This is a genomic window from Kitasatospora sp. NPDC004531 (genome assembly GCF_053602195.1).
The window spans coordinates 1-22100 of the sequence record NZ_JBSGDD010000079.1 but is presented as its reverse complement, the minus strand read 5'-3'; the positions used below and the strand labels follow the sequence as shown (position 1 = coordinate 22100).

Annotated in this window: 19 protein-coding genes and 1 pseudogene; 8 read left to right on the top strand and 12 right to left on the bottom strand. The window is 73.6% G+C overall.

Annotated features, from left to right (window positions below; translation table 11 throughout):
• The first annotated feature begins 58 nt into the window (after positions 1 to 58).
• The 5 genes from ACWEMJ_RS26195 (at position 59) to ACWEMJ_RS26175 (ending at position 6323) form a co-directional block, all read left to right on the top strand.
• Positions 59 to 847, top strand: a complete 789-nt coding sequence (locus ACWEMJ_RS26195) for an ATP-binding cassette domain-containing protein (protein WP_400303328.1) — start codon at positions 59 to 61, stop codon at positions 845 to 847.
• The gene (locus tag ACWEMJ_RS26190) at positions 844 to 2100 is read left to right on the top strand and encodes a sugar ABC transporter permease (protein ID WP_452139578.1); all 1257 of its coding nucleotides are present in this window, start codon (positions 844 to 846) and stop codon (positions 2098 to 2100) included. Before ACWEMJ_RS26195 ends, ACWEMJ_RS26190 begins: the two co-directional genes overlap by 4 nt.
• Before the next feature lie 203 nt (positions 2101 to 2303).
• On the top strand, positions 2304 to 4205 hold the full coding sequence (gene dxs / locus ACWEMJ_RS26185) for a 1-deoxy-D-xylulose-5-phosphate synthase (RefSeq protein ID WP_452139577.1): 1902 nt from the start codon (positions 2304 to 2306) through the stop codon (positions 4203 to 4205).
• Positions 4206 to 4346: 141 nt separating this feature from the next.
• The gene (locus ACWEMJ_RS26180; protein WP_452139587.1) at positions 4347 to 5858 is read left to right on the top strand and encodes an ArnT family glycosyltransferase; all 1512 of its coding nucleotides are present in this window, start codon (positions 4347 to 4349) and stop codon (positions 5856 to 5858) included.
• A gap of 12 nt (positions 5859 to 5870) precedes the next feature.
• Positions 5871 to 6323 (top strand): hypothetical protein, encoded by a 453-nt coding sequence (locus ACWEMJ_RS26175; protein WP_452139576.1) that lies wholly within the window; start codon positions 5871 to 5873, stop codon positions 6321 to 6323.
• Positions 6324 to 6340: 17 nt separating this feature from the next.
• Here ACWEMJ_RS26175 and ACWEMJ_RS26170 read toward each other — a convergent pair whose 3' ends face one another.
• The 9 genes from ACWEMJ_RS26170 to ACWEMJ_RS26130 all read right to left on the bottom strand — a co-directional run bounded on the left by ACWEMJ_RS26170 (position 6341) and on the right by ACWEMJ_RS26130 (position 14923).
• Positions 6341 to 6724, bottom strand: a complete 384-nt coding sequence (locus ACWEMJ_RS26170) for a CPCC family cysteine-rich protein (RefSeq protein WP_452139575.1) — start codon at positions 6722 to 6724, stop codon at positions 6341 to 6343.
• Between the two features lie 63 nt (positions 6725 to 6787).
• On the bottom strand, positions 6788 to 7372 hold the full coding sequence (locus ACWEMJ_RS26165; protein ID WP_452139574.1) for an alpha/beta fold hydrolase: 585 nt from the start codon (positions 7370 to 7372) through the stop codon (positions 6788 to 6790).
• Between the two features lie 37 nt (positions 7373 to 7409).
• On the bottom strand, positions 7410 to 7661 hold the full coding sequence (locus ACWEMJ_RS26160; RefSeq protein WP_452139573.1) for a hypothetical protein: 252 nt from the start codon (positions 7659 to 7661) through the stop codon (positions 7410 to 7412).
• Positions 7658 to 8023, bottom strand: coding sequence for a DUF6247 family protein (locus tag ACWEMJ_RS26155; RefSeq protein WP_452139572.1), 366 nt, complete (start codon positions 8021 to 8023; stop codon positions 7658 to 7660). The genes ACWEMJ_RS26160 and ACWEMJ_RS26155 overlap by 4 nt, the downstream gene beginning before the upstream one ends.
• Positions 8024 to 8130: 107 nt before the next feature.
• A complete protein-coding gene (locus ACWEMJ_RS26150; protein ID WP_452139571.1) occupies positions 8131 to 10257 on the bottom strand; it encodes a 3-hydroxyacyl-CoA dehydrogenase NAD-binding domain-containing protein in 2127 nt (708 codons plus the stop codon).
• 2 nt (positions 10258 to 10259) lie between these two features.
• On the bottom strand, positions 10260 to 11477 hold the full coding sequence (locus tag ACWEMJ_RS26145; RefSeq protein WP_452139570.1) for a thiolase family protein: 1218 nt from the start codon (positions 11475 to 11477) through the stop codon (positions 10260 to 10262).
• 254 nt (positions 11478 to 11731) lie between these two features.
• Positions 11732 to 12967 (bottom strand): HRDC domain-containing protein, encoded by a 1236-nt coding sequence (locus ACWEMJ_RS26140; protein WP_452139569.1) that lies wholly within the window; start codon positions 12965 to 12967, stop codon positions 11732 to 11734.
• A 190-nt stretch (positions 12968 to 13157) separates the two neighbouring features.
• Positions 13158 to 13889: a LuxR C-terminal-related transcriptional regulator gene (locus tag ACWEMJ_RS26135; RefSeq protein ID WP_452139568.1), complete on the bottom strand. Its 732-nt coding sequence runs from the start codon at positions 13887 to 13889 to the stop codon at positions 13158 to 13160.
• A 380-nt stretch (positions 13890 to 14269) separates the two neighbouring features.
• Positions 14270 to 14923: a DUF3000 domain-containing protein gene (locus ACWEMJ_RS26130; protein WP_452139567.1), complete on the bottom strand. Its 654-nt coding sequence runs from the start codon at positions 14921 to 14923 to the stop codon at positions 14270 to 14272.
• 166 nt (positions 14924 to 15089) lie between these two features.
• Here ACWEMJ_RS26130 and hemE point away from each other — a divergent pair, with 166 nt between their 5' ends.
• A complete protein-coding gene (hemE, locus tag ACWEMJ_RS26125; protein ID WP_452139566.1) occupies positions 15090 to 16178 on the top strand; it encodes a uroporphyrinogen decarboxylase in 1089 nt (362 codons plus the stop codon).
• Between the two features lie 7 nt (positions 16179 to 16185).
• On the opposite strand, the gene ACWEMJ_RS26120 is transcribed toward hemE, so the two are convergent.
• Positions 16186 to 16863 carry a response regulator transcription factor gene (locus ACWEMJ_RS26120; RefSeq protein WP_452139565.1) on the bottom strand — a complete coding sequence of 226 codons (678 nt, stop codon included), beginning with the start codon at positions 16861 to 16863 and terminating at the stop codon, positions 16186 to 16188.
• Positions 16830 to 18098, bottom strand: a complete 1269-nt coding sequence (locus tag ACWEMJ_RS26115; RefSeq protein WP_452139564.1) for a sensor domain-containing protein — start codon at positions 18096 to 18098, stop codon at positions 16830 to 16832. The genes ACWEMJ_RS26120 and ACWEMJ_RS26115 overlap by 34 nt, the downstream gene beginning before the upstream one ends.
• A gap of 137 nt (positions 18099 to 18235) precedes the next feature.
• Here ACWEMJ_RS26115 and ACWEMJ_RS26110 point away from each other — a divergent pair, with 137 nt between their 5' ends.
• Entirely contained in the window at positions 18236 to 20113 is a 1878-nt protein-coding gene (locus ACWEMJ_RS26110; RefSeq protein ID WP_452139563.1) for an FtsX-like permease family protein, read from the top strand.
• A 7-nt stretch (positions 20114 to 20120) separates the two neighbouring features.
• Here ACWEMJ_RS26110 and ACWEMJ_RS26105 read toward each other — a convergent pair whose 3' ends face one another.
• A complete protein-coding gene (locus ACWEMJ_RS26105; protein WP_452139562.1) occupies positions 20121 to 21068 on the bottom strand; it encodes a DUF4349 domain-containing protein in 948 nt (315 codons plus the stop codon).
• A 129-nt stretch (positions 21069 to 21197) separates the two neighbouring features.
• Here ACWEMJ_RS26105 and hemG point away from each other — a divergent pair.
• A pseudogene (hemG, locus tag ACWEMJ_RS26100) lies at positions 21198 to 22100 on the top strand (protoporphyrinogen oxidase); the annotation flags it as partial.

Below are 22100 nucleotides of genomic sequence, written 5' to 3'. Positions count from 1 at the left end.
GCCCGGCGCGCGGGTCGCCCGTGCCGGAAACGTCAGGTCCGACACGGAACTCAAGGAGATGGTTCACGTGACAGGCGCACCCGTACTGGCGTTGCGCGGGGTCTCCAAGCGCTTCGGCGCCGTCCAGGCGCTCACCGACGTGCAGCTGGAGGTCCACGCGGGCGAGGTCGTCGCCCTGGTCGGCGACAACGGCGCCGGAAAGTCCACCCTGGTCAAGACCATCGCGGGCGTCCACCCGATCGACGAGGGCGTCATCGAGTGGGAGGGCAGGCCGGTCTCCATCGGCCGCCCGCACGACGCCCAGGCGCTCGGCATCGCCACCGTCTACCAGGACCTCGCGCTCTGCGACAACCTCGACGTGGTCGGCAACCTGTTCCTCGGCCGCGAGCTCAAGCGCTTCGGCACCCTGGACGAGGTCGCCATGGAGAAGCGCGCCCGCGAACTCCTCGACACCCTGTCCATCCGCATCCCCAGCGTGCGGATCCCGATCGCCGGCCTCTCCGGCGGCCAGCGCCAGGTGGTCGCCATCGCCCGCGCCCTGGTCGGCGACCCGAAGATCGTCATCCTGGACGAGCCCACCGCCGCCCTCGGCGTCGAGCAGACCGCCCAGGTCCTCGACCTGGTCGAGCGGCTGCGCGAGCGCGGCCTCGGCGTGATCCTGATCAGCCACAACATGGCCGACGTCAAGGCCGTCGCGGACACCGTCGCGGTGCTCCGCCTGGGCCGCAACAACGGCAGCTTCGAGGTGGCCACCACCTCGCACGAGGAGATCATCTCCGCCATCACCGGCGCCACCGACAACGCGGTGACCCGTCGTCAGGCCCGTATCGCGGAGGACGCCAAGTGAGCACCGAGACCCCCACCACGCCCACCCCGCCCGCCGTCGACCCGCGCCTGCTGGTCCGCAAGGAGGGCCTGGCCGGCTACCTGGAGGAGTTCGGCCGCAAGATCCGCGGCGGCGAGCTCGGCTCGCTGCCGGTGGTGATCGGCCTGATCATCATCGCCGCCATCTTCCAGTGGAAGACGGGCTCCTTCCTCAACGCCGACAACCTCACCAACATCAGCAAGTGGATCGTCGGCCCCGGCCTGATCGCCACCGGCGTGGTCTTCGTGCTGCTGCTCGGCGAGATCGACCTCTCGCTCGGCTCGGTGGCCGGCGCCACCGCCGCGATCTCCTCGGTGCTGGCGGTCCGCCAGGGCGTCAACGAGTGGCTGGCGGTGCTGCTCGGCATCGCCGCCGCGGTCGCCATCGGCGCCCTGCACGGCTTCTTCTTCTCGAAGATCGGCGTGCCCGCGCTGCTGGTGACGCTGGCCGGCATGCTCGCCTGGAGCGGCCTGCAGGACCTGGTGATCGGCAAGCTCGGCACCGTCAACAACCTCAACGACGGCGTCATCGCCAACCTGGACACCTACTTCCTGGGCGACGGCGACATCGTCTTCGCCTGGCTGGCCGCGATCCTCGCCATCGTGCTGTTCGCCGGCGGCCAGCTGCTCGACGCCCGCCGCCGCACGGCCGCCGGCCTGCCGGCCCGCCCGATCGCCGAGATCGCGCTGCGCACCGGCGTGCTCGCCGTGGTCGCGCTGGTGGTCGCCTACATGCTCAACCAGGACCGCGGCCTGCCGCTGCCGCTGGTGCTGTTCGTCGGCATCGTCGCGATCACCGACTTCGTGCTCCGCCGCACCACCTACGGCCGGCAGGTCTTCGCGGTCGGCGGCGGCATCGAGGCGGCCCGCCGGGCCGGCATCAACGTCGCCTGGGTGCGCACCTCGGTCTACATGATCGCGGCCGGCCTGGCCGGCTTCGGCGGCCTGTTCATCGCCTCCCAGCAGGGCTCGGCGGACAAGGGCCTCGGCGGCGCCAACGTGCTGATGAACGCCATCGCGGCGGCCGTCATCGGCGGCACCAGCCTGTTCGGCGGCCGGGGCAAGACCTGGTCGGCGCTGCTCGGCATCCTGGTCATCCAGTCCATCACCACCGGCCTGGACATGGTCCACGCCGAGCAGGCCATTCAGTACATGATCACCGGCGCGGTGCTGCTCGCCGCCGTGGTCCTGGACTCGGTCTCCCGCCGCACCCAGAAGTCCAACGGGCGCGGCTGACCCGGCACCACCCCCGGACCGCGCGACCGGCGACCCCGCAATACCGGGGCCGGTCGCGCGGTCCGGCGCTTTTCCACCACCATCACCCGAACGGGCGACGGGGTTGCCCGACGCACTGCGCCCGGGTAATGGACATTAGACTCAAGCGGGGCGTACGCCCTCCGGGCCCATGCGGGCGCGAGAACTTGGACGAGGAGGAACGGGTGGCCCTGCTGACCCGCATTCGGGGACCGCGCGATCTCGATCGACTCACGGCCGCACAGCTCGCGGAGCTCGCCGAGGAGATCCGCGCCTTCCTGGTGGAGGAGGTCTCCAAGACCGGCGGCCACCTCGGACCCAACCTCGGCGTGGTCGAGCTGACCATCGCCATGCACCGGGTCTTCGACTCCCCGCGCGACCGGATCCTGTTCGACACCGGCCACCAGAGCTACGTCCACAAGCTGCTCACCGGCCGCCAGGACTTCTCCCGGCTGAAGATGAAGGGCGGCCTGTCCGGCTACCCCTCGCGCGCCGAGTCCGAGCACGACGTGATCGAGAACTCGCACGCCTCCACCGTCCTCGGCTACGCCGACGGCCTCGCCAAGGCCAACAAGATCCAGGGCCACAAGGACCGCCCCGTGGTCGCCGTGATCGGCGACGGCGCGCTCACCGGCGGCATGGCCTGGGAGGCGCTGAACAACATCGCCGACAGCCAGGACCTGCCGATCGTCATCGTCGTCAACGACAACGAGCGGTCCTACTCGCCGACCATCGGCGGCCTCGCCAACCACCTCGCCACCCTGCGCACCACCCAGGGCTACGAGCGCTTCCTGTCCTGGGGCAAGGACGCGCTGCAGCGCACCCCCGTGGTCGGCCAGGCCATGTTCGACACCCTGCACGGCGCCAAGAAGGGCCTCAAGGACTTCATCGCCCCGCAGGGCATGTTCGAGGACCTCGGCCTGAAGTACCTCGGCCCGATCGACGGCCACGACCTGCAGGCGCTGGAGTCCGCGTTCACCAAGGCCCGCAACTTCGGCGGCCCGGTCATCGTGCACTGCATCACCGAGAAGGGCCGCGGCTACCACGCCGCCGAGAACAACGACGAGGACCGCTTCCACGCGGTCGGCGTGATCCACCCCGACACCGGCCTGCCGGTGAAGACCTCCGGCAAGGACTGGACGTCGGTCTTCGGCGAGGAGATGGTCGCCCTCGGCCGCGAGCGCCGCGACATCGTCGCCATCACCGCCGCCATGCTGCACCCCGTCGGCCTGGCCCCGTTCGCCAAGGCCTACCCGGAGCGGATCTTCGACGTCGGCATCGCCGAGCAGCACGCAGCGGTGTGCGCCGCCGGCCTGGCCACCAACGGCCTGCACCCGGTCGTCGCGGTCTACGCCACCTTCCTCAACCGCGCCTTCGACCAGGTCCTGATGGACGTCGCCCTGCACCGGCTCGGCGTCACCTTCGTCCTCGACCGGGCCGGCGTCACCGGCACCGACGGCGCCTCCCACAACGGCATGTGGGACATGTCGATCCTGCAGGTCGTCCCCGGCCTGCGGCTCGCCGCCCCGCGCGACGCCGAGCAGGTCCGGCTCCAGCTGCGCGAGGCCGTCGAGGTCGACGACGCCCCCACCGTGGTCCGCTACTCCAAGGGCAACGTCGGCCCCGCCGTCCCCGCCGTCGGCACCGTCGGCGGCATGGACGTGCTGCGCCGCCCCGAGGACGGCTCCGCCGACGAGGCCGCCGACGTCCTGATCGTCTCCATCGGCGCGATGGCCCCCACCTGCCTGGAGGTCGCCGGGATCCTCGCCGAACAGGGCATCACCAGCACCGTGGTCGACCCCCGCTGGGTCAAGCCCGTCGACGCCGCGCTGCCGGGCCTCGCCGCCCAGCACCGACTGGTCGTCACCGTCGAGGACAACGGCCGGGCCGGCGGCGTCGGCTCCGCCATCGCCCAGGCGCTGCGCGACGCCGACGTGGATGTGCCGCTGCGCGACTTCGGCATCCCGCAGGAATTCCTCGACCACGCTTCGCGCGGCGAGATCCTCGACGAGATCGGGCTCACCGCCCCCGCCCTCGCCAAGAAGATCGAAGCCCTGGTCAGCACCCGCTCCTTCGCGCGGAACTGACCGCCCGCAATCCCCCCGGCGCACCGTCGCGGGACCGCCTTTCGGCCCCGTGGCGGTGCGCTTATTGTCGGACCGTCGCACTCATTGGTGGAGTGGCCCTGACTACGCCCGCCCACGCCCGGTAGGTTGTCACCCGTGTCCATCACCCTCACGAGCAACCCGCGACGTGCCCTTGCCGAGCGCCTCCCAGAGCGCCTGCGCACCGGGTACTGGACCAGACTGGTCCCGCTGCTCGCCGTGCTGGCCACCCTGACCCACCTGCCGTCCTTCCTGCGCCCCGTGTGGAGCCCCGACGAGGGCTACCTCGCCACCCAGGCCCGGATGCTCGCCGACGGCGGCGTCCTCTACGACACCGTCGTCGACCGCAAACCCCCGCTGCTGCCCTGGCTGTACGAAGCCTGCTTCGCGCTCTTCGGCTCCGCCTCGCTCTGGCCGCTGCGCACCCTCGCGATCGTGGCCCACCTCGCCACCGCGATCCTGCTCGCCTCGCTCGCCCGCGGCCGCTGGGGCGACCGCGCCGGACGCTGCGCCGGCATCCTCTACCTGCTGGTCTCCATCGGACTCTCGCCCGAGGACACCCAGGCCGCGACCTTCGAAGTCTTCATGCTGCCCGCCATGGTCGCCGCCTTCCGCTACGCCGAACGCCGCCGCTGGCTGGCTGCCGGCATCGCGGTCGCGCTCTGCTCGCTCACCAAGCAGACCGGCGGCGCCGTCATGCTCCCCGTGCTGTGGATGCTCCTCCAGGACGCCCGCCGCCGCGGCGTGCGCTGGCCCCCCGCCCTCGCCAAGATCGGCTTCGGGTTCGCGCTGCCGATAGCGCTGGTCGCCGTCATCCTCACCAAACCCAAGGGCTTCCTGTTCTGGGTCGTCACCGGCTCCGGCGACTACGCCGGACTCGGCTCCAACTGGCCCCAGATGCTCGGCCGCGCGCTCGGCAACTCCGCCATCCTGATGAGCGCCGGCCTCGCCTTCCTGCTGCCCCTCGCGCACCGCCTGTGGCTGCGCCACCGCCGACGACCCGTCCCCGCCCGCGGCCCCCAGCACGGCTCCACCGTCGACCTGTGGATGTGGCTCGCCTCCTCGGTGATCGCCGTCTCCGTCGGCTTCCACTTCTTCGGCCACTACTACCTCCAGCTGATGCCCCCGCTGGTCCTGCTCGGCGTCGGCGCCGTCGCCACCTCCGCCGTCCCGTGGAAGCCCGTCCTGGTCTACTCCACCCTCGCGTGCAGCTTCTTCTGGGGCCTCGCCGTCCTGTGGCCCGGCCAGCGCCTCACCCAGACCACCGAGGTCGCCACCGCCATCGCCGCCCAGACCACCCCCAAGGACACCGTCCTGATCTGGGGCATGCACCCCGAGCTCTACTGGCTCGCCGACCGGCGCCCCGCCACCCGCTACCTCACCGCCGGCTTCCTCACCAACTTCAGCGGCGGCAAGGGCGGCGAGAAGGTCGGCGAGCAGTACTCCGTCGCCGAGGCCTGGCAGACCTTCGACAACGAGATCTCCACCAACGGCTTCCCCGAGGTCGTCGTCGACGACTCCGGCACCGCCCCCTACCAGCCCGACTTCGTCCCCCGCATCGCCAGCCTGCTCAGCACCCACTACGAGGTCGTCGGCGTCACCGGGGACACCGTCATCTACCGCCTCAAGAAGTAGGACCGGCCGACCATGGGCTACTACCTGGAAGCCGTCGTCGCGGCCGAGACCCTGCTCCGCGCCAACGCCGCCGACCTCCCCGCCACCCGCGTCGTCCCGCTCGCCCAGGGCCTCGCGCTGCTCCCGATGAGCGACGCACTGGACGAGGCGGTCAGCGGCGACGGCCCCCGGCTCGCCCCGTTCCGGATGCTCCCGAGCGGCTTCGAACGCACCCTCGCCGCCTGGTCCGCGACCGGCCCCGTCGCCTACGTCGAGGCCGACATCTGGGGCGGCACCGGCGACCAGTCCGCCGCCGTCTGGACCGCCGGCGCCCTCACCTTCGGCCCCCTCCTCGAACCGGGCTACCGCCTGCTCTCCCTCGCCCTGCGCCACCTCGGCGCCCACGCCGACGGCCACCCCGACGAGTTCGACGCCGTCGGCCTCGGCCGCCACGGCCGCACCGAGGACTGGCTCAAGGACGCCTGACCCCCGCCGCACAGGCGCTACGGGCACCCCCAGAAGCTCGGCAGCCACCAGCACAGGACGGACAGGTCCTCGGGCCAGGGACGCCGCTCCGCGCTGTTCGGCGCCTCGAAGCGGTCCGTGAGCGGGTCGATCGGACGCCAGGCGGCATCCACCGGCTCGTCGTCCGCGGCCGGCCGCACATGGCGCCGTGCGTACTGGTCACAGGCCCCGAAGGCACGGAAGTTCTGTTGCGCCTCGACCAGCGGGATGTGGTTGGCGCCGGCGGCGCTGAGCGGCCACCGGAGCTGCATCAGGTCGTCCTCCCAGAAACAGACCGGGCAGATCTCGTACGAGCCGGGCCCGTCGTCCTCGGCGTCGAAGACCAGGTGACCGCAGCAGGGACAGGGGCGTCGAGTGTTCACCGGCCCAGTCTGACCGGTGATCCGCGGACGCCGGACCACCGGGGGGTCCGGTACGACCCGGTGTCAGCAGGCGTCGACGAACGCCTTCACCGCCGCCACCAGCCCCTCCGGCCGGAACGCCGGGTGCGGCGGCTCCGGACACCCCGGCAGCTCCACCGCCCCCGGCACCAGCGCCAGCAGCGCCTGCGCCGTCCGCCGCTGGTGCACCGGGTTCTCCGGCACCGCCGGCAGCACCGCCACCGGCATCCGAAGCCCCGTCAACTCCCCGTCCGCGACCCCGCGCAGCACCCCGCCCGCCAGCAGCGGCGCCACCTCGGCCGGCAACCGCCCGTCCACCCGCGCGTCCCCCGCCGTCGCGGGCCACGCCAACACCAGCCCCCGCACCCGCTCCGGCGCCGCCAGCGCCATCCGCACCGCCACCGAGCACCCGTTCGACCCGCCCACCAGCACCACCGGCCCCGCCGGCAGCCGCTCCCGCAGGTGCTCCGCCTCCGCCGCCCAACTCCCCGCCCGCATCCGCCGATCCGGCGCCGATACGTCGAGCCCCTCGCCCCGCAGCCCCGCCACCACCCCGGTCCGCCCCCAGAACCGCTCCCCGTCCATCCCCTCGTCCCACAACCCGCCGTGCACCAGCACCACCACGCCCACCAGCCCCCTTCACGCGGAAACCCGGCAGCATACCGGGCTACAGACCGGTGACCTGGCAGACGTAGACCCGCTGCTGACGGGGAGCGACGAAATACACGAAGAAGCCGCTGGTGACGGCAGCCGTCTTCATGGGCTCACCAGGACCCTGGTGGCCCGTGCCGTCGAGGTAACGGGCTTCGGCGGCGCGGACCAGCTCGTCGGCACATCGTTCCACCTCGGCCAGAAGGGTGGGCGGTGCCTCGGCGGCGACGTACTGCTCGTCCGGGTGGTACTCCCAGGCCCAGGTCATCCGTTCACCGCCGCGTAGGCCCGGTTGAAGATCTCCAGGCATACGCGGACGGCTTCGCTCCACCGGGGGTCGTCGCGGTCCAGGATCTGTACGGTGTGCTCCGCCGCGCGCATGCGCGCGGCGGAGTCGAGGTGGCGGGCGACCTCGATGTGAGCGGCCCAGGTGTTCAAGAAGACCCGGAGCGGGTCGATGGAGCCTGCCCGGACGGCGAGTGCGAAGGCCTCGTCCTGTTGCTCGGCCATCTCCGGAAGCCGGTGGGGGGCGACTGCGGCCAGCGCGGCCCGGAGGGCGTCGGGGGTCTTCTGGGGACGCGGGATCAGCTCGTCGTCCGGGTTGACCGAGTGGTCCGGCTGCGCGGTCATGAGATCCTCCCTGGCGTCGGCGGGTCCAGCGTAGCCGCGTGGCACGACAACGGGCGGCCAGCGACTCCCGTGGGGGAGTGCTGCCCGCCCGTTGTCGGAACGCCTTGTCAGGCGGGGACCGAAGCCAGGCCCGGGGCCAGGAACTTCTTGCCGTTGACGCGCTCGGAGACGCCCTCGCGGTCGAGGTACGGGGTGATGCCGCCGAGGTGGAAGGGCCAGCCGGCGCCGGTGATCATGCACAGGTCGATGTCCTGTGCCTCGCCGACGACGCCCTCGTCGAGCATCAGGCCGATCTCCTGGGCGACGGCGTCCAGGGCGCGGGCGCGGACCTGCTCCTCCGTCAGCACGTTGTCGCCGAAGGTGAGGAGGGCGAGGACCTCGGGGTCGAGGACCTGGGCGCCGTCCTGCCAGATGTAGAAGCCGCGCTTGCCGGCCTCGACGACCTTGCCGAGGTTCTCGGAGACGGTGAACCGCTCCGGGAACGCGCCGTGCAGCGTCTCGGAGACGTGCAGGGCGATGGCCGGGCCGACCAGTTCGAGCAGGGCGATCGGCGACATCGGCAGGCCGAGCGGCTTGACCGCGGCCTCGACGGTCTCGAACGCGGTGCCCTCGTCGATGATGTTCTGGATCTCGCCCATGAAGCGGGTCAGGATGCGGTTGACCACGAACGCCGGGGCGTCCTTGGTGAGCACCGCGGTCTTCTTCAGCTTCTTGGCGACACCGAACGCGGTGGCCAGCGAGGCGTCGTCGGTCTTCTCGGCCCGGACGATCTCCAGCAGCGGGAGGATCGCGACCGGGTTGAAGAAGTGGAAGCCGACCACGCGCTCCGGGTGCTGGAGCTTGGAGGCCATCTCGGTGACCGACAGCGAGGAGGTGTTGGTGGCCAGGATGGTGGTCGGCGAGACCACCGCCTCCAGCTCCGCAAACACCTTCTGCTTGACGCCCATCTCCTCGAACACGGCCTCGATGACGAAGTCCGCGTCGCCGAACGCCACGGCCTTGTCGAGGTGGCCGGAGACCAGGCCCTTGAGCTTGTTGGCCTTGTCGCCGCCGATGCGGCCCTTCGCCAGCAGCTTGTCGATCTCGCCGTGGACGTAGCCCACGCCCTTGTCGATGCGCTCCTGGTCGATGTCGGTGAGCACCACCGGCACCTCCAGGCGGCGCGCGAACAGCAGCGCCAGCTGGGAGGCCATCAGACCGGCGCCGACGACGCCGACCTTGGTGACCGGGCGGGCCAGCGACTTGTCCGGCGCGCCGAACGGCTTCTTCGCGCGGCGCTGCACCAGGTTGAAGGCGTACAGGCCGGCGCGCAGCTCACCGCTCATGATCAGGTCGGCCAGCGCGGCGTCCTCGGCGTCGAAGCCGGCCTGCAGGTCGCCGTCCTTGGCCTGCTGGATGATGTCGAGCGCCTTGTACGCGGCCGGAGCGGCCCCGTGCACCTTGGCGTCGGCGACCCAGCGGCCCCACAGCACGGCGTCGTCCCACGCCTTGCCGCGGTCGAACTCCTCGCGCTCGACGACCACGTCGCCCTTGAGGACGCGCGCGGTCCACAGCAGCGACTGCTCCAGGAAGTCGGCCGGCTCGAAGATCGCGTCCGCGATGCCGAGCTCGAACACCTCCTTGCCCTTGAGCTGCCGGTTCTGCGCCATCGAGTTCTCGACGATGACCTTGACGGCCTTGGCCGGACCGATCAGGTTCGGCAGCAGGGTGCAGCCGCCCCAGCCGGGCACCAGGCCGAGGAAGACCTCGGGCAGCGAGAACGCCGGGACGCCGGTGCTGACGGTGCGGTAGGTGCAGTGCAGGCCGACCTCGACGCCGCCGCCCATCGCCGCGCCGTTGTAGAACGCGAAGGACGGGACGGGCAGCGCGGCGATCCGCTTGAAGACGTCGTGGCCGCCCTTGCCGATGGCCAGCGCGTCCGCGTGCTCCTTGAGCACCTCGACGCCCTTGAGGTCGGCGCCGACCGCGAAGATGAACGGCTTGCCGGTGATCGCGACGGCGACCACCTTGCCCTCGGCGGCCTCGGCCTCGACCTGGTCCAGCGCCTCGGACAGCTTCGCCAGCGAGCCCGGCCCGAAGGTGGTCGGCTTGGTGTGGTCGAAGCCGTTGTCCAGGGTGATCAGCGCCAGCTTGCCGACCTGCAGCGGCAGGTCCAGGTGGCGCACGTGCGCGGTGGTGACGACCTCGCCGGGGAACAGCTCGGCGGCGCGCTGCAGCATCTCAGTGGTGCTCATGGTCACTTACCACCCTCGAAGTGCGGGTTCTCCCAGATGACGGTGCCGCCCATGCCGAAGCCGATGCACATGGTGGTCAGGCCGTAGCGGACGTCCGGGCGCTGCTCGAAGCGGCGGGCCAGCTGCGTCATCAGACGCACGCCGGAGGAGGCCAGCGGGTGGCCGAACGCGATCGCGCCGCCGTACGGGTTGACCCGCTCGTCGTCGTCCGCGATGCCGTAGTGGTCCAGGAACGCCAGCACCTGGACGGCGAACGCCTCGTTGACCTCGAACGCGCCGATGTCGTCGATGGTCAGACCGGCCTTGGCCAGCGCCTTCTCGGTCGCCGGGACGGGACCGATGCCCATCACCTCGGGCTCGACGCCCGCGAACGCGAAGCTCACCAGGCGCATCTTGACCGGCAGGCCCAGCTCGCGGGCCACGTCCTCGGCGGCCAGCAGCGAGGCGGTCGCACCGTCGTTCAGGCCCGCCGCGTTGCCCGCGGTGATGTTGCCGTGCGGACGGAACGGGGTCTTCAGGCCGGCCAGCGACTCCATGGTGGTGCCCGGGCGCATCGGCTCGTCCGTGGTCGCCAGGCCCCAACCGGTCTCGCCGATCCCGGGGTTGGTGTTGCGGATCGCGATCGGCACCAGGTCCGGCTGGATGTCGCCGTTGGCGTACGCCTTCGCCGCCTTCTCCTGCGAGCGCACCGCGTACGCGTCGCAGCGCTCCTTCGTCAGGTGCGGGAAGCGGTCGTGCAGGTTCTCCGCGGTCATGCCCATGAACAGGGCGGACTCGTCGACCAGCTTCTCCGAGACGAACCGCGGGTTCGGGTCCACGCCCTCGCCCATCGGGTGCCGGCCCATGTGCTCGACGCCACCGGCGACGACTACGTCGTACGCGCCGAACGCGATGCCGCCGGCGGTGGTGGTGACGGCCGTCATCGCACCCGCGCACATCCGGTCGATCGCGTAGCCCGGAACGGACTTCGGCAGACCCGAGAGCAGCGCGGCGGTACGGCCGATGGTCAGACCCTGGTCACCGATCTGGGTGGTCGCCGCGACAGCGACCTCGTCGATCCGCTCGACCGGCAGGTTCGGGTTGCGGCGCACCAGCTCGCGGATGCACTTGACGACCAGGTCGTCCGCCCGCGTCTCGTGGTACATGCCCTTCGGGCCGGCCTTGCCGAACGGGGTGCGGACGCCGTCGACGAAGACGACGTCCCTCGAGGTACGAGGCACGGGGGCTCTCCTCCCAGGGGGATGGCGGGGCGAGCGCGCAAATCAGCGACGCTGCTACGCGACCAATCTACCCACGAGTAACAACGCCGGGCAAGGAGCCGAAGAAGTGGGATGCGTAACCAGGGGCGCGGGGAACTGCGCGAAGCGGAAGGCACCCGACCGCAAGATCGCGACGCAGGACAGTGACTTGCACGTGCTCGCGACCCTACGGACGTGGCCTGCGCTTGTCGCGCAGTTCCCGCGCCCCTGATCGCTCAGCCCTCCGCCGCCTTGAACGCCTCCGCGAGCGCCGGAGCGACCAGCTCCGTCTGCCAGGCGCGGGCCCCCAGCGCCCGCAGCGCGTCGGCGATGGCGGTCGCGGTCGGCTGCGCCGGCGGCTCCCAGGAGACCCGGCGGACCAGGTCGGGCGTGATCAGGTTCTCCGCGGGCAGGTGGTGCTGCTCGGCCAGGGCGGTGACCGCCGCGCGCGCGCCGGTGAGCCGGGCGGCCGCGACCGGATCCTTCTCGGCCCAGGCCCGCGGCGGCGGCGGCCCGTCGTGCGGCGCGGTCGCGGAGGGCAGCGCGTTCTCCGGGATCTCCCGGGCGCGTTCGATCGCCCCCAACCACTGTTCGAGCTGCCGCCGGTTGACGCGCGGCCCGAAGCCCTGCACGGCGATCAGCGCGGGCGCGTTCAGCGGCATCGCGAGCGCCGCGTTGACGATGGCCGTGTCGGCGAGGACCCGGCCGGGCGAGACGTCCCGTTCGCGGGCGATCCGGTCGCGGGTCTGCCAGAGCTCGCGGACGACGGCGAGCTGCCGCCGGCGGCGGACCTTGTGCAGCTGGGAGGTGCGCCGCCACGGGTCGACCCGGGGGGCGGGGCGCGGGGCGGCGGCGAGCGCGGCGAACTCCTGGTGGGCCCATTCGAGCTTGCCCTGCCGGTCGAGCTCGGCCTCCAGCGCGTCGCGCAGGTCGACCAGCACCTCGACGTCGAGCGCGGCGTAGCGCAGCCAGGGTTCGGGCAGCGGCCGGGTGGACCAGTCGACGGCGGAGTGCTCCTTGGCGAGCGAGAGGCCGAGGACGTTCTCGGTCATCGGGCCGAGGCCGACCCGGGGGAAGCCGGCCAGCCGGCCGGCCAGTTCGGTGTCGAACAGGACGCCGGGGTGCATGCCGACGTCGAACAGGCAGGGCAGGTCCTGGGTGGCGGCGTGCACGACCCACTCGGTGTCGTGGATGGCCTCGTCCAGCGCGGACAGGTCGGGGCAGGCGATCGGGTCGATCAGCGCGGTGCCCGCGCCCGTGCGGCGCAGCTGGATCAGGTAGGCGCGCTGGCCGTAGCGGTAGCCGGAGGCGCGTTCGGCGTCGACGGCGACGGGGCCGGTGCCGGTGCGGAACGCCGCGATGGTCGCGGCGAGCGCCTGCGGGTCCGACACCACCGGTGGGAGTCCGTCCCTGGGTTCGAGGAGCGGAACCGGGGCGATCTCTTCTGGGATGGAGGCTACGGCGTCGGTCACCCCCCAAGGGTACGTCGTGTGTCACGGCCGGGAGTGTTGTCCGACTGGTCGGACCATGTTCGGACCTCCGCCGGGCAGCGCCGGCGGGCAGCTCCGTCCTGGCCGGATGCAGCTGACAGGTCGTCGGCGGACGGTGCGGAAACGGCCCGGAGGAAACGTTCCTCCGGGCCGCCACCAGGGACGATGCGGGTCAGTGAATGATGCCGGTGCGCAGCGCGACCGCCACCATTCCGGCCCGGTCGCCGGTGCCGAGCTTGCGGGCGATGCGGGCGAGGTGGCTCTTCACGGTCAGGGCGGAGAGGCCCATCGCGACGCCGATCGCCTTGTTCGACTGGCCCTCGGCGACCAGTCGCAGCACCTCGACCTCGCGGCCGGACAGCTCCCGGTAGGCCGAGGGCTGCGCGCCGGGCGCACCGGGGGCGCCGGGAGCGGCGCCGGGCTGGCCGGGCGCGCCGTGCATGCCGGGGTGGTGGTGGCCCGGGATGCCGGGGCGGCGCATCCGCCCGGCCAGGCCCGCGCCGATCGGCAGCCCGGGGCGGCCGGGCATCGGCATGCTGGTGCGGGTGCCGGTGACCACGTAGCCCTTGACGCCGCCGGCCAGCGCCGAGCGGACCGCGCCGATGTCGTCGGCGGCGGACAGTGCCAGGCCGTTCGGCCAGCCCGCGGCGCGGGTCTCGGCCAGCACCGTCAGGCCGGAGCCGTCGGGCAGGTGGACATCGGCGATGCAGATGTCGCGGGGGTTGGAGATCCGGGGCCGGGCCTCGGCGATCGAGGAGACCTCGATGACGTCACGGACGCCGAGCGCCCATAGGTGACGGGTCACCGTGTTCCGGACGCGGGGATCGGCGATGACCACCATGGCGGTGGGCTTCGTCGGACGGTATGCGACCACGTTTGTGGGGTGCTCAAGAAGGACCGACACCTGGGGCCTCCTGCGGGGGAGTGGCGGACGGAACCCCGAGGGGGCGGTCGGAGTGTTCCGCGTCTGGAAAGGGTCACTGACACCTTCGGCATCAACCGTGACCGGCTTTAGCGGGTGATCACGATCTGGTGAGTAACAATACGGACAAATCGCGCATACGACCGGTGCGACGTGCCCGGAAATCGCACGGTTTCGATCGTTCTCGGCAGCGCGGTGATCGGAAACGGTCGGGTAATCGACCGGGAGCGTCTACGAAGTCACACTCCGTCAGCCCTGCGGGTGGTCGCCGGACCGCGGTGTGCGGCTGTCCCCCCGGGGTGTCTACCGGGAGCGGACAGCCGTGCGAACCGCGCGGCGGCGGAGGGGGCGAGCGGCGGGGGTCAGTGCGGGTTGCGCGGCCGGCGGCGGGCCGGCATCGGGACCACGCCGCCGAGGCCGCCGGAGTCGGCGGCCGACGGCAGCGCGGTGGGGGCGGGCGGCAGCCCGGCGCACACGCACAGCAGGTCGGCCCAGCCGGCCAGGTGCCGCTCGAAGCGGCCGTCGACGGGCGTCCAGGAGGCGCGCAGCTCGATCTCGGTGGAGGCGCCGCGTTCGGCCAGCGCCCCGAAGTACTGCGAGTGGCACCTGGTCACGGTGCCGCTCGGCTCGGCGAAGGCGGCGCCGTGCGCCTGCAAGGCGTCCACCAGCCAGCTCCAGCCGACCTCGGACAGCAGCGGGTCGCCGGCCATCTCCGGCTCCAGCTCGGCGCGCGTCATGGTGACCACCCGGAAGTCCCCGTTCCAGGGCTCCGGCGCGGAGGGGTCGTGCAGCAGGACGAGCGTGCCGTCGGCGAGCTCCTCGCCGTCCACCTCGACCGAGGCGGCGAGCGCGAAGGTGTATGGGGCCAGCCGGCGCGGGGCGGGCTGCGGGGACAGCCGCACCTCGGGGCGCAGCCGCGCCCCGGTCAGCGCCTCGACCGCCTTGCGGAACTCGATCGGCGCCGACTCCCCGCCCGTTCCTCCACCCTGTGCGGATTGCCCGCCGACCGCTGCCATGTGCGGAAGCCTAGGTGGCGCGGGCCCGCAATCCGAGCACTTTCGTTCCTCCGGCGTGCCGAAATTCCGGAAATCGGCCAGGCCGGGACGGCCGTGCCCGCCGGGGGTGTCCGAGGTGTCCGTTTTGCCTGCTGGGCGGCCGGGAGGGGAGCGGCCGCGTGCGAGGATGTGGGGCGTGAGTGAGACCCCCGCAGCCCAGTCCGGTCAGCGGCCCCGCGGCGCCGCGTACGACTCCGTCTTCCTGCGCGCCGCCCGCAACGAGCCGGTGCCGTACACCCCCGTGTGGTTCATGCGGCAGGCCGGGCGTTCGCTGCCCGAGTACCTGAAGGTGCGCGAGGGCGTGCCGATGCTGGACGCCTGCATGCGGCCCGAGCTGGTCAAGGAGATCACCCTGCAGCCGGTGCGCCGGCACAAGGTGGACGCGGCGATCTTCTTCTCCGACATCGTGGTGCCGCTCAAGGCGGTCGGCATCGACGTGGAGATCAAGGGCGGCGTCGGCCCGGTGATCGCCGACCCGATCCGCACCAAGGCCGACCTGCAGCGGCTGCGTCCGCTGGAGGCGGACGACATGCCCTACATCACCGAGGCGGTCGGTGCGCTGGTCGAGGAGCTCGGCGCCACCCCGCTGATCGGTTTCGCCGGTGCGCCGTTCACGCTGGCCAGCTACCTGATCGAGGGCGGCCCGTCGAAGTCGTACGAGAACACCAAGGCGATGATGTACGGCGAGCCCGAGCTGTGGGCGGAGCTCGTCGACCGGCTCGCGCAGATCACCTCGGCGTTCCTGAAGATCCAGATCGAGGCGGGCGCCTCGGCGATCCAGCTGTTCGACTCCTGGGCGGGCGCGCTCGCCCCCGACGAGTACCGCCGTTCGGTGATGCCCGCCAGCGCCAAGGTGTTCGACGCGGTCGAGCCGTACGGGGTGCCGCGGATCCACTTCGGCGTCAACACCGGCGAACTGCTCGGCCTGATGGGCCAGGCCGGCGCGGACATCGTCGGCGTCGACTGGCGCGTGCCGCTGGACGAGGCCGCCAACCGGGTCGGGCCGGGCAAGGGCCTGCAGGGCAACCTCGACCCGGCCGTGCTGTACGCCCCCACGCACGTGGTGGAGACCAAGGCCCGCGAGGTGCTGCACGCCGCGCAGGCGCTCGGCGGCAGCCACCACATCTTCAACCTGGGCCACGGCGTCATGCCGACCATGGACCCGGACGCGCTGACCCGCCTGGTCGCCTTCGTCCACGAGGCCAGCGCCCGCTGACGCAGGCTCAGCGCGGCCCGTCGCCGCCGAGGAACGCCAGCACCGCCAGGACCCGGCGGTGGGTGTCCTCGGCGGGCGGCAGGTCGAGCTTGAGCAGGATGTTGCCGATGTGCTTGGCGACCGCGGCCTCCGAGACGACCAGTCGGCGGCAGATCTCCGCGTTGGAGCAGCCCCGGGCCATCAGCTCCAGCACCTCCCGCTCGCGGGGCGTCAGCCGCTGGAGCGGGTCCCGGCGGCGGGACAGCAGGCGGCGCACCACCTCCGGGTCCACCACGGTGCCGCCGGACGCCACCGTGTGCAGCGCGTCCAGGAACTCCTCGACGTGGCCGACCCGGTCCTTCAGCAGGTAGCCCACGCCCGCGCCGTCGCCGCCGGCCAGCAGCTCCGCCGCGTACGAGCGCTGCACGTACTGGCTGAGCACCAGCACCGGCAGCCCCGGGCGCTCGGTGCGCAGCGCGATCGCCGCGCGCAGGCCCTCCTCGGCCAGGCCCGGCGGCATCCGGACGTCGGTCACCACCAGGTCGGGCCGGTGCTCGGCGACCGCCGCCAGCAGGGACGGGGCGTCGCCGACCGCCGCCACGACCGTGTGGCCGAAACGTTCCAGCAGGCCCACCAGGCCCTCCCGCAGCAGGACGGAGTCCTCGGCCAGTACTAGGCGGAGCGGGCGTCGGGCAGCAGGGGGCACGGGATCTCCACACGCAGCAGGGTCGGCCCGCCGGGCGGGCTGCTGACGGACAGTCTGCCGTCCACCACCGCCACCCGGTCGGCCAGCCCCGTCAACCCCGTACCGCGGGACGGGTCCGCGCCGCCCCGGCCGTCGTCCGAGACCTCCAGCACCAGCGCGGCGCCCTCCCGGCGGCCCGCCACCCGGGCCCGGGACGCGCCGCTGTGCCGGGCCGCGTTCGTCAGCGCCTCGCACACCGCGAACCAGCCCGCCGACTCCACCGCCGCCGGGAGCCGGCCCGGCAGCACGACGTCCACGTCCACCGGCAGCGGCGAGCGGTCGGCGAGGTCCGCGCAGGCGTCCGGCAGGCCGCGGTCGGCCAGCACCCGGGGGTGGATGCCGTGGATCAGCTCGCGCAGCTCCGCCAGCGCCGCGTCCGCCTCGGCGTGCGCCGCCGCCAGCCGCTCCCGCAGCGGGCCGTCCGCCGGGGCGTCCAGCCGGGCCAGGCCCAGCAGCATCGACAGCGCCACCAGCCGCTGCTGCGCGCCGTCGTGCAGGTCGCGCTCGATCCGGCGGCGCTCCGCCTCGAAGGCGTCCACCAGCCGGGCCCGGGAACGCACCAGCTCGCCGACCTGCTCCTGGCCGCCCGTCAACATTCGCGTCAGTGCCGCCCGGGCCCCCGCCAGCACCGTCAGCGGATAGCCCGCCGCGGGCAGCAGCACCGCGCCCGCCGCCGCCGACGCCCAGGCGGCGCCCGGGGAGTGCACCTGCCACACCTTCAGGACGTTGGCCTGCTCGCCGTCCAGCGCCAGCAGCAGCGGCGTGGCCAGCAGCGCGACCGGGGCGAGCGCGCCCGCCACCGCCAGCAGGTCCAGCGGCCACAGCAGGAACGCCGTCAGCAGCGCGCCGCCCCACTCCCGCCAGGTCGCGCCCTCCGCGAGACGCGTCCGCAGCCACGCCCGCGGGCCCGGGCCGTCCGGCACCCGGTGCGGATCGGCCGGCGGCGCGCCCATCAGCCGCAGCAGCCGCCGCTCCCACGCCCCGAACGCCAGCCCGGCCAGCGGCAGCGCCAGCACCAGCGGCACGCCCACCAGCAGCAGCGACAGCGCCGCGCCGACCGCCGCCCAGAGCAGCAGCAGCACGCACAACAGCAGCCCCGAAAGCCCGCTGAGCAGCAGGTACGCCGCCGAACGCCACGGCCAGGCCGTGCGCAGGAAGGCGGACCGGCGGAGCGCCTGCCAGCAGTCCGCAGCCATCCGGTGCCCCCTTCGTCGTCGCCGGTGCGCACACCCTAGGGCCCGCGTCCGCCGCCGCGCGGTGGAGCTGGCTCTACCTTCCGTGGTGGAGCAGGCGTGGCTGTGCGGACCGGCCCGGCACGGTTGGCTGACGGAGCATGACCACCGGAACCCTCAGGCTCGCCACCCGCTCACTGCGGGCCGGCGGACCCGCCCTGCTCGCCCCCTTCACCGCCCTCGCCCTCGGCGTCGCGCTGATGGCCACCACCCTTCTCGGCCTCGCCGCGAGCACCGCGCTGCCGCCCGGCGACGAACGGACCGCGCTGATCGCCCAACTCGGCACCGGCTGCGGAGTCGCCGTCTTCACCGCCGGATTCGTGGTCGCCTCCACCTACGCCTACGCGGTGGCCCGGCGGCGGCGCGAACTCGGCCTGCTCCGCCTCGCCGGCGCCACCCGCGCCCAGGTCCGGCGCAGCGTCCTCGCCGAGGCCCTGCTGCTCGGCCTGCTCGCCGCCGGACTCGGAGCCGCACTCGCCAGGGCCGGGGCGCCGCTGTTCGCCCGGCTGCTGACCGCCGCCGAACTCGCCCCCGCGGACTTCCGGATCGCCACCCCCGCCTGGCCGCTGATCACCGCCGGCTGCACCGGCCCGCTGGTCGCCGTCACCGCCGTCGCCGTCGCCGCCTGGCGGGCCGGCCGGGTCCGACCGCTGGAAGCGCTGCGCGAAGCCGACGTCGACACCCGGGTGATGACCCCCGGCCGGTGGCTGTGCGGCCTCGCCCTGCTCGGCACTGCCGCCGCCCTCACCGCCACCGCGCTGGCCGGCGACCCCGCCGACCTGCTGCACCGCAAGACCTACACCCTGCAGCCCATGGTGCTGATCTCCGCCGCCGCGCTGCTCGCCCCCGTCCTCGCCCGCCCGCCGCTGCGCCTGCTCACCGCCGCGCGCGGCCGGGTGACGGGCCGACTGGTGCGCGGCGGCGCGCTCACCGGCGTGCGCCGCACCGGCGCGGTCACCGCGCCCGTCCTGCTGGCCGTCGCCCTCGCCGGATCGCTCACCGGCGCCCCCGCGACCGTCGCCGCCGCCCGCGCCGCCGAGGCCCGCGAACGCACCGCCGCCGACCAGTTGCTCACGCCCCGGGACGGCGACGGGGACGCACTGGCCGGCGCGCTGCGGGCGCTGCCCGGCACGGTGGTCTCGGCGAGCGCCACCGCCGGACTGTCCGTCGTCGAAGCCGACGGCACCGTCGTGCGCACCGAGGCCCGCGCCGTCACCGACCCCGCCGCGCTGGCCGCCGTCACCCGGCTCCCGGTCGCCGCCGGGGACGTCTCCGCGCTCGACGACGACAGCGTCGTGCTCGCCGAGGAATGGGGCCACACCCGCGTCGGCGAGCCCGTCCCGGTGGTGCTCGCCGACGGCACCCGGCGCACCCTGCAGGTCGCCGCCGTCCTGCGCGACGGCACCGGCGGCAACCCCGCCTACCTCACCCCGCGCAACGCCCCCGGCGCCCGCACCGACCGGATCGAGCTGCGCCTCGCCCCCGGCACCGAGGACCGCGCCCGCGAGCTCGCCCGCGCGCACGGCGCGGCCCTCGCCACCCGCGCCGAATGGCTGGCCGCGCACCACCCGGCCACCGACCCGACCCGGATCCGCCGGATCGCCGGCGTCCTCGGCCTCGCCCTCCTCTACACCGCGATCGCCCTCGCCCACGCCGCGCTCACCACCACCGCCGACCGCCGCCGCGAACTCGCCCAACTCCGCCTCGCCGGCGCCACCCGCGCCCAGGTCCTCCGCCTGGTCGCCACCGAGACGCTCACCGTCGTGTCCGTCGGCGCCCTGCTCGGCACCGCCGTCACCACCGCCGGCCTCGGCGCCATGCAAGCCGCCCTGCGCCTGCTCGGCACCTCGGCACCCCTCACCGTCCCGTGGCGGGCCCTGGGCGCGACGGCCCTGCTGTGCGCCGCGATCGCCGTGACCTGCGCGAGCGCAGCAGCGGCCTGGACGGTCCGGGGCCGCCCGATCACGGCGCTGCGCTGAGCGGGGGTCAGTCCTCCTGGGTGGGTGCGGGGGTGCGGGGGTGGGTGCGGCGGCGGTAGTGGCGGTGGAGGAGCCAGGCGGCGGGGGTGAGGACGAGGAGGAAGGGGGCGCCGGCGGCGAGGATGAGGAGGAGGACGTGGAGGGCGGTGCGCAGGGCGTGCCAGCCGCCGGCGAGGGCGGTGGCGATCGAGGACCAGAAGCCCTCCTCGGACTTGGTGGTGGCACCGGTGGGGCGTTGGGCGTCGGTGAGCAGTTCGAGGGTGACGGTGGACAGCGAGGTGCGGGCGGTCAGGGTCTGCTGTTGCCGTTCGAGGGCCTCCAGGTCGGCCTCCCGGCGGGTCAACTCGCTTTCCAGGGAGACCACTTCGGCGAGCGTCTTGGCGTCCGCCATCAGCGCCCGGACGCGGTCCACGCTGGCCCGCATCGACTTGACCCGGCTGTCCACGTCGGCGATCTGGCCGGTCAGGTCGTCGGCCTGGCTGCTGAGGGCCAGGCGCAGGCCGAGGCCGCCGAGGGCGTCCAGCGTCTGCTGGTAGGAGTCGGAGGGGACCTTGAGGGTGAGGGTGGCCTCGGCGCCCTCGCCCGCGCCGCGCCGGCTCTCGCTCGCGACGTAGCCGCCGGCCTTCGTGGCCAGGTCGACGGCCTTGTCGCGGGCCGGGTCCAGGGCGTCCACCTTGACGGTCATCCGGGCCTGGTAGGCGATCCGGCGGTCCGTCGGCTGCCCGGTCGCGCCGGCCGACGGCGCGGCACCGGCACCGGCGCCGCCCGCGCCCGCCGTCGCCTTGCCGCCGTCGCCCGCGGCCGCCTTGGCGTCGCCCGCCGCGGCCGGTGCGACCGCCGCGTGGTCGGCCGCCCTGCTGCCGGACGAGCCGCTGTCGCCCGCACTGCATCCGGCCAGCAGCACCGCCGCCGCCAGCACACCGGCCGCCCCCGCCGCGCGCACGCGTGTTCCCATTCGGATTTCCTCCCCGGGTTGCGGGCGGGCCGCTCGCCCGCCCCGTCGGCACTGTGACGCGCGGACCCGCGCACCGGACCCGCACGGGCGGTACCGGATGGATCACGCCTCGGCCTCGCGGCGGTCTCGGCCGCCGTCCGGGCCGATTCCGGATTCGGGATAAGGGCTGGAAGACTGCGAGGCATGGCGAAACCTCACGTCGTGGTGATTGGTGGCGGCATCGCGGGCCTGGCCGCGGCCGCCTTCCTCAGTGAACGGCCGGTGCGGGTCACCGTGCTGGAGGCCTCGGACCGCTTCGGCGGCAAGCTGCGCGGCGGGGAGGTCGGCGGCGTCCGGGTCGACCTGGGCGCGGAGTCGATGCTGGCCCGCCGTCCCGAGGGCGTCGAGCTGGCGCGCACGGTCGGCCTCGGCGAGCAGCTGGAGCCGCCGACCACCGCGAAGGCGTCGATCTGGACCCGCGAGGGCCTGCGGTCGATGCCCGGCGGCCAGCTGATGGGCGTCCCCGGCGACCTGGACGCGCTGAAGGCGTCCGGCGTGCTCACCCCGGAGGGGATGGAGCGGGCCGCGCACGAGCAGCCCGCCGAGATCGGCGAGGACGCCGCCATCGGCACCTACATCGCCGCCCGCCTGGGCCGCGAGGTGGTGGACCGGCTGGTCGAGCCGCTGCTCGGCGGCGTGTACGCCGGGCACGCCGACGAGATCTCGATCCGCGCCGCCGTCCCGCAGCTGCTGGCGCTCGCGCGGCGCGGCGGCTCGCTGACCGAGGCCGTCCGCGAGCGCACCGCCGCCGCCACCGCCACCGGCCCGGTGTTCCAGGGCCTGCGCGGCGGACTCGGCACCTTCCCCGAGGCCGTCGCCGCGCACGGCCGCGCGCAGGGCGCCGAACTGCTCACCGGCCACCCGGTCGAGGCGCTGCGCCGCACCCCCGACGGCTGGCAGGTCACCGCCGGCGGCCGGCAGCTGCACGCCGACGCGGTGGTGCTCCAGCGCCTCGGCCTGTCGGTCGTCCAACAAGGTTGCGGCTTCGTTGAC

Bases quoted from the DNA above. Each gene is read 5' to 3' on its own strand.
- ACWEMJ_RS26195 (WP_400303328.1), top strand. From the start codon at position 59: ATGGTTCACGTGACAGGCGCACCCGTACTGGCGTTGCGCGGGGTCTCC.
- ACWEMJ_RS26175 (WP_452139576.1), top strand. From the start codon at position 5,871: ATGGGCTACTACCTGGAAGCCGTCGTCGCGGCCGAGACCCTGCTCCGC.
- ACWEMJ_RS26160 (WP_452139573.1), bottom strand. From the start codon at position 7,661: ATGACCTGGGCCTGGGAGTACCACCCGGACGAGCAGTACGTCGCCGCC.
- ACWEMJ_RS26155 (WP_452139572.1), bottom strand. From the start codon at position 8,023: ATGACCGCGCAGCCGGACCACTCGGTCAACCCGGACGACGAGCTGATC.
- ACWEMJ_RS26150 (WP_452139571.1), bottom strand. From the start codon at position 10,257: ATGAGCACCACTGAGATGCTGCAGCGCGCCGCCGAGCTGTTCCCCGGC.
- ACWEMJ_RS26130 (WP_452139567.1), bottom strand. From the start codon at position 14,923: ATGGCAGCGGTCGGCGGGCAATCCGCACAGGGTGGAGGAACGGGCGGG.
- hemE (WP_452139566.1), top strand. From the start codon at position 15,090: ATGTGGGGCGTGAGTGAGACCCCCGCAGCCCAGTCCGGTCAGCGGCCC.
- ACWEMJ_RS26115 (WP_452139564.1), bottom strand. From the start codon at position 18,098: ATGGCTGCGGACTGCTGGCAGGCGCTCCGCCGGTCCGCCTTCCTGCGC.
- ACWEMJ_RS26110 (WP_452139563.1), top strand. From the start codon at position 18,236: ATGACCACCGGAACCCTCAGGCTCGCCACCCGCTCACTGCGGGCCGGC.
- ACWEMJ_RS26105 (WP_452139562.1), bottom strand. From the start codon at position 21,068: ATGGGAACACGCGTGCGCGCGGCGGGGGCGGCCGGTGTGCTGGCGGCG.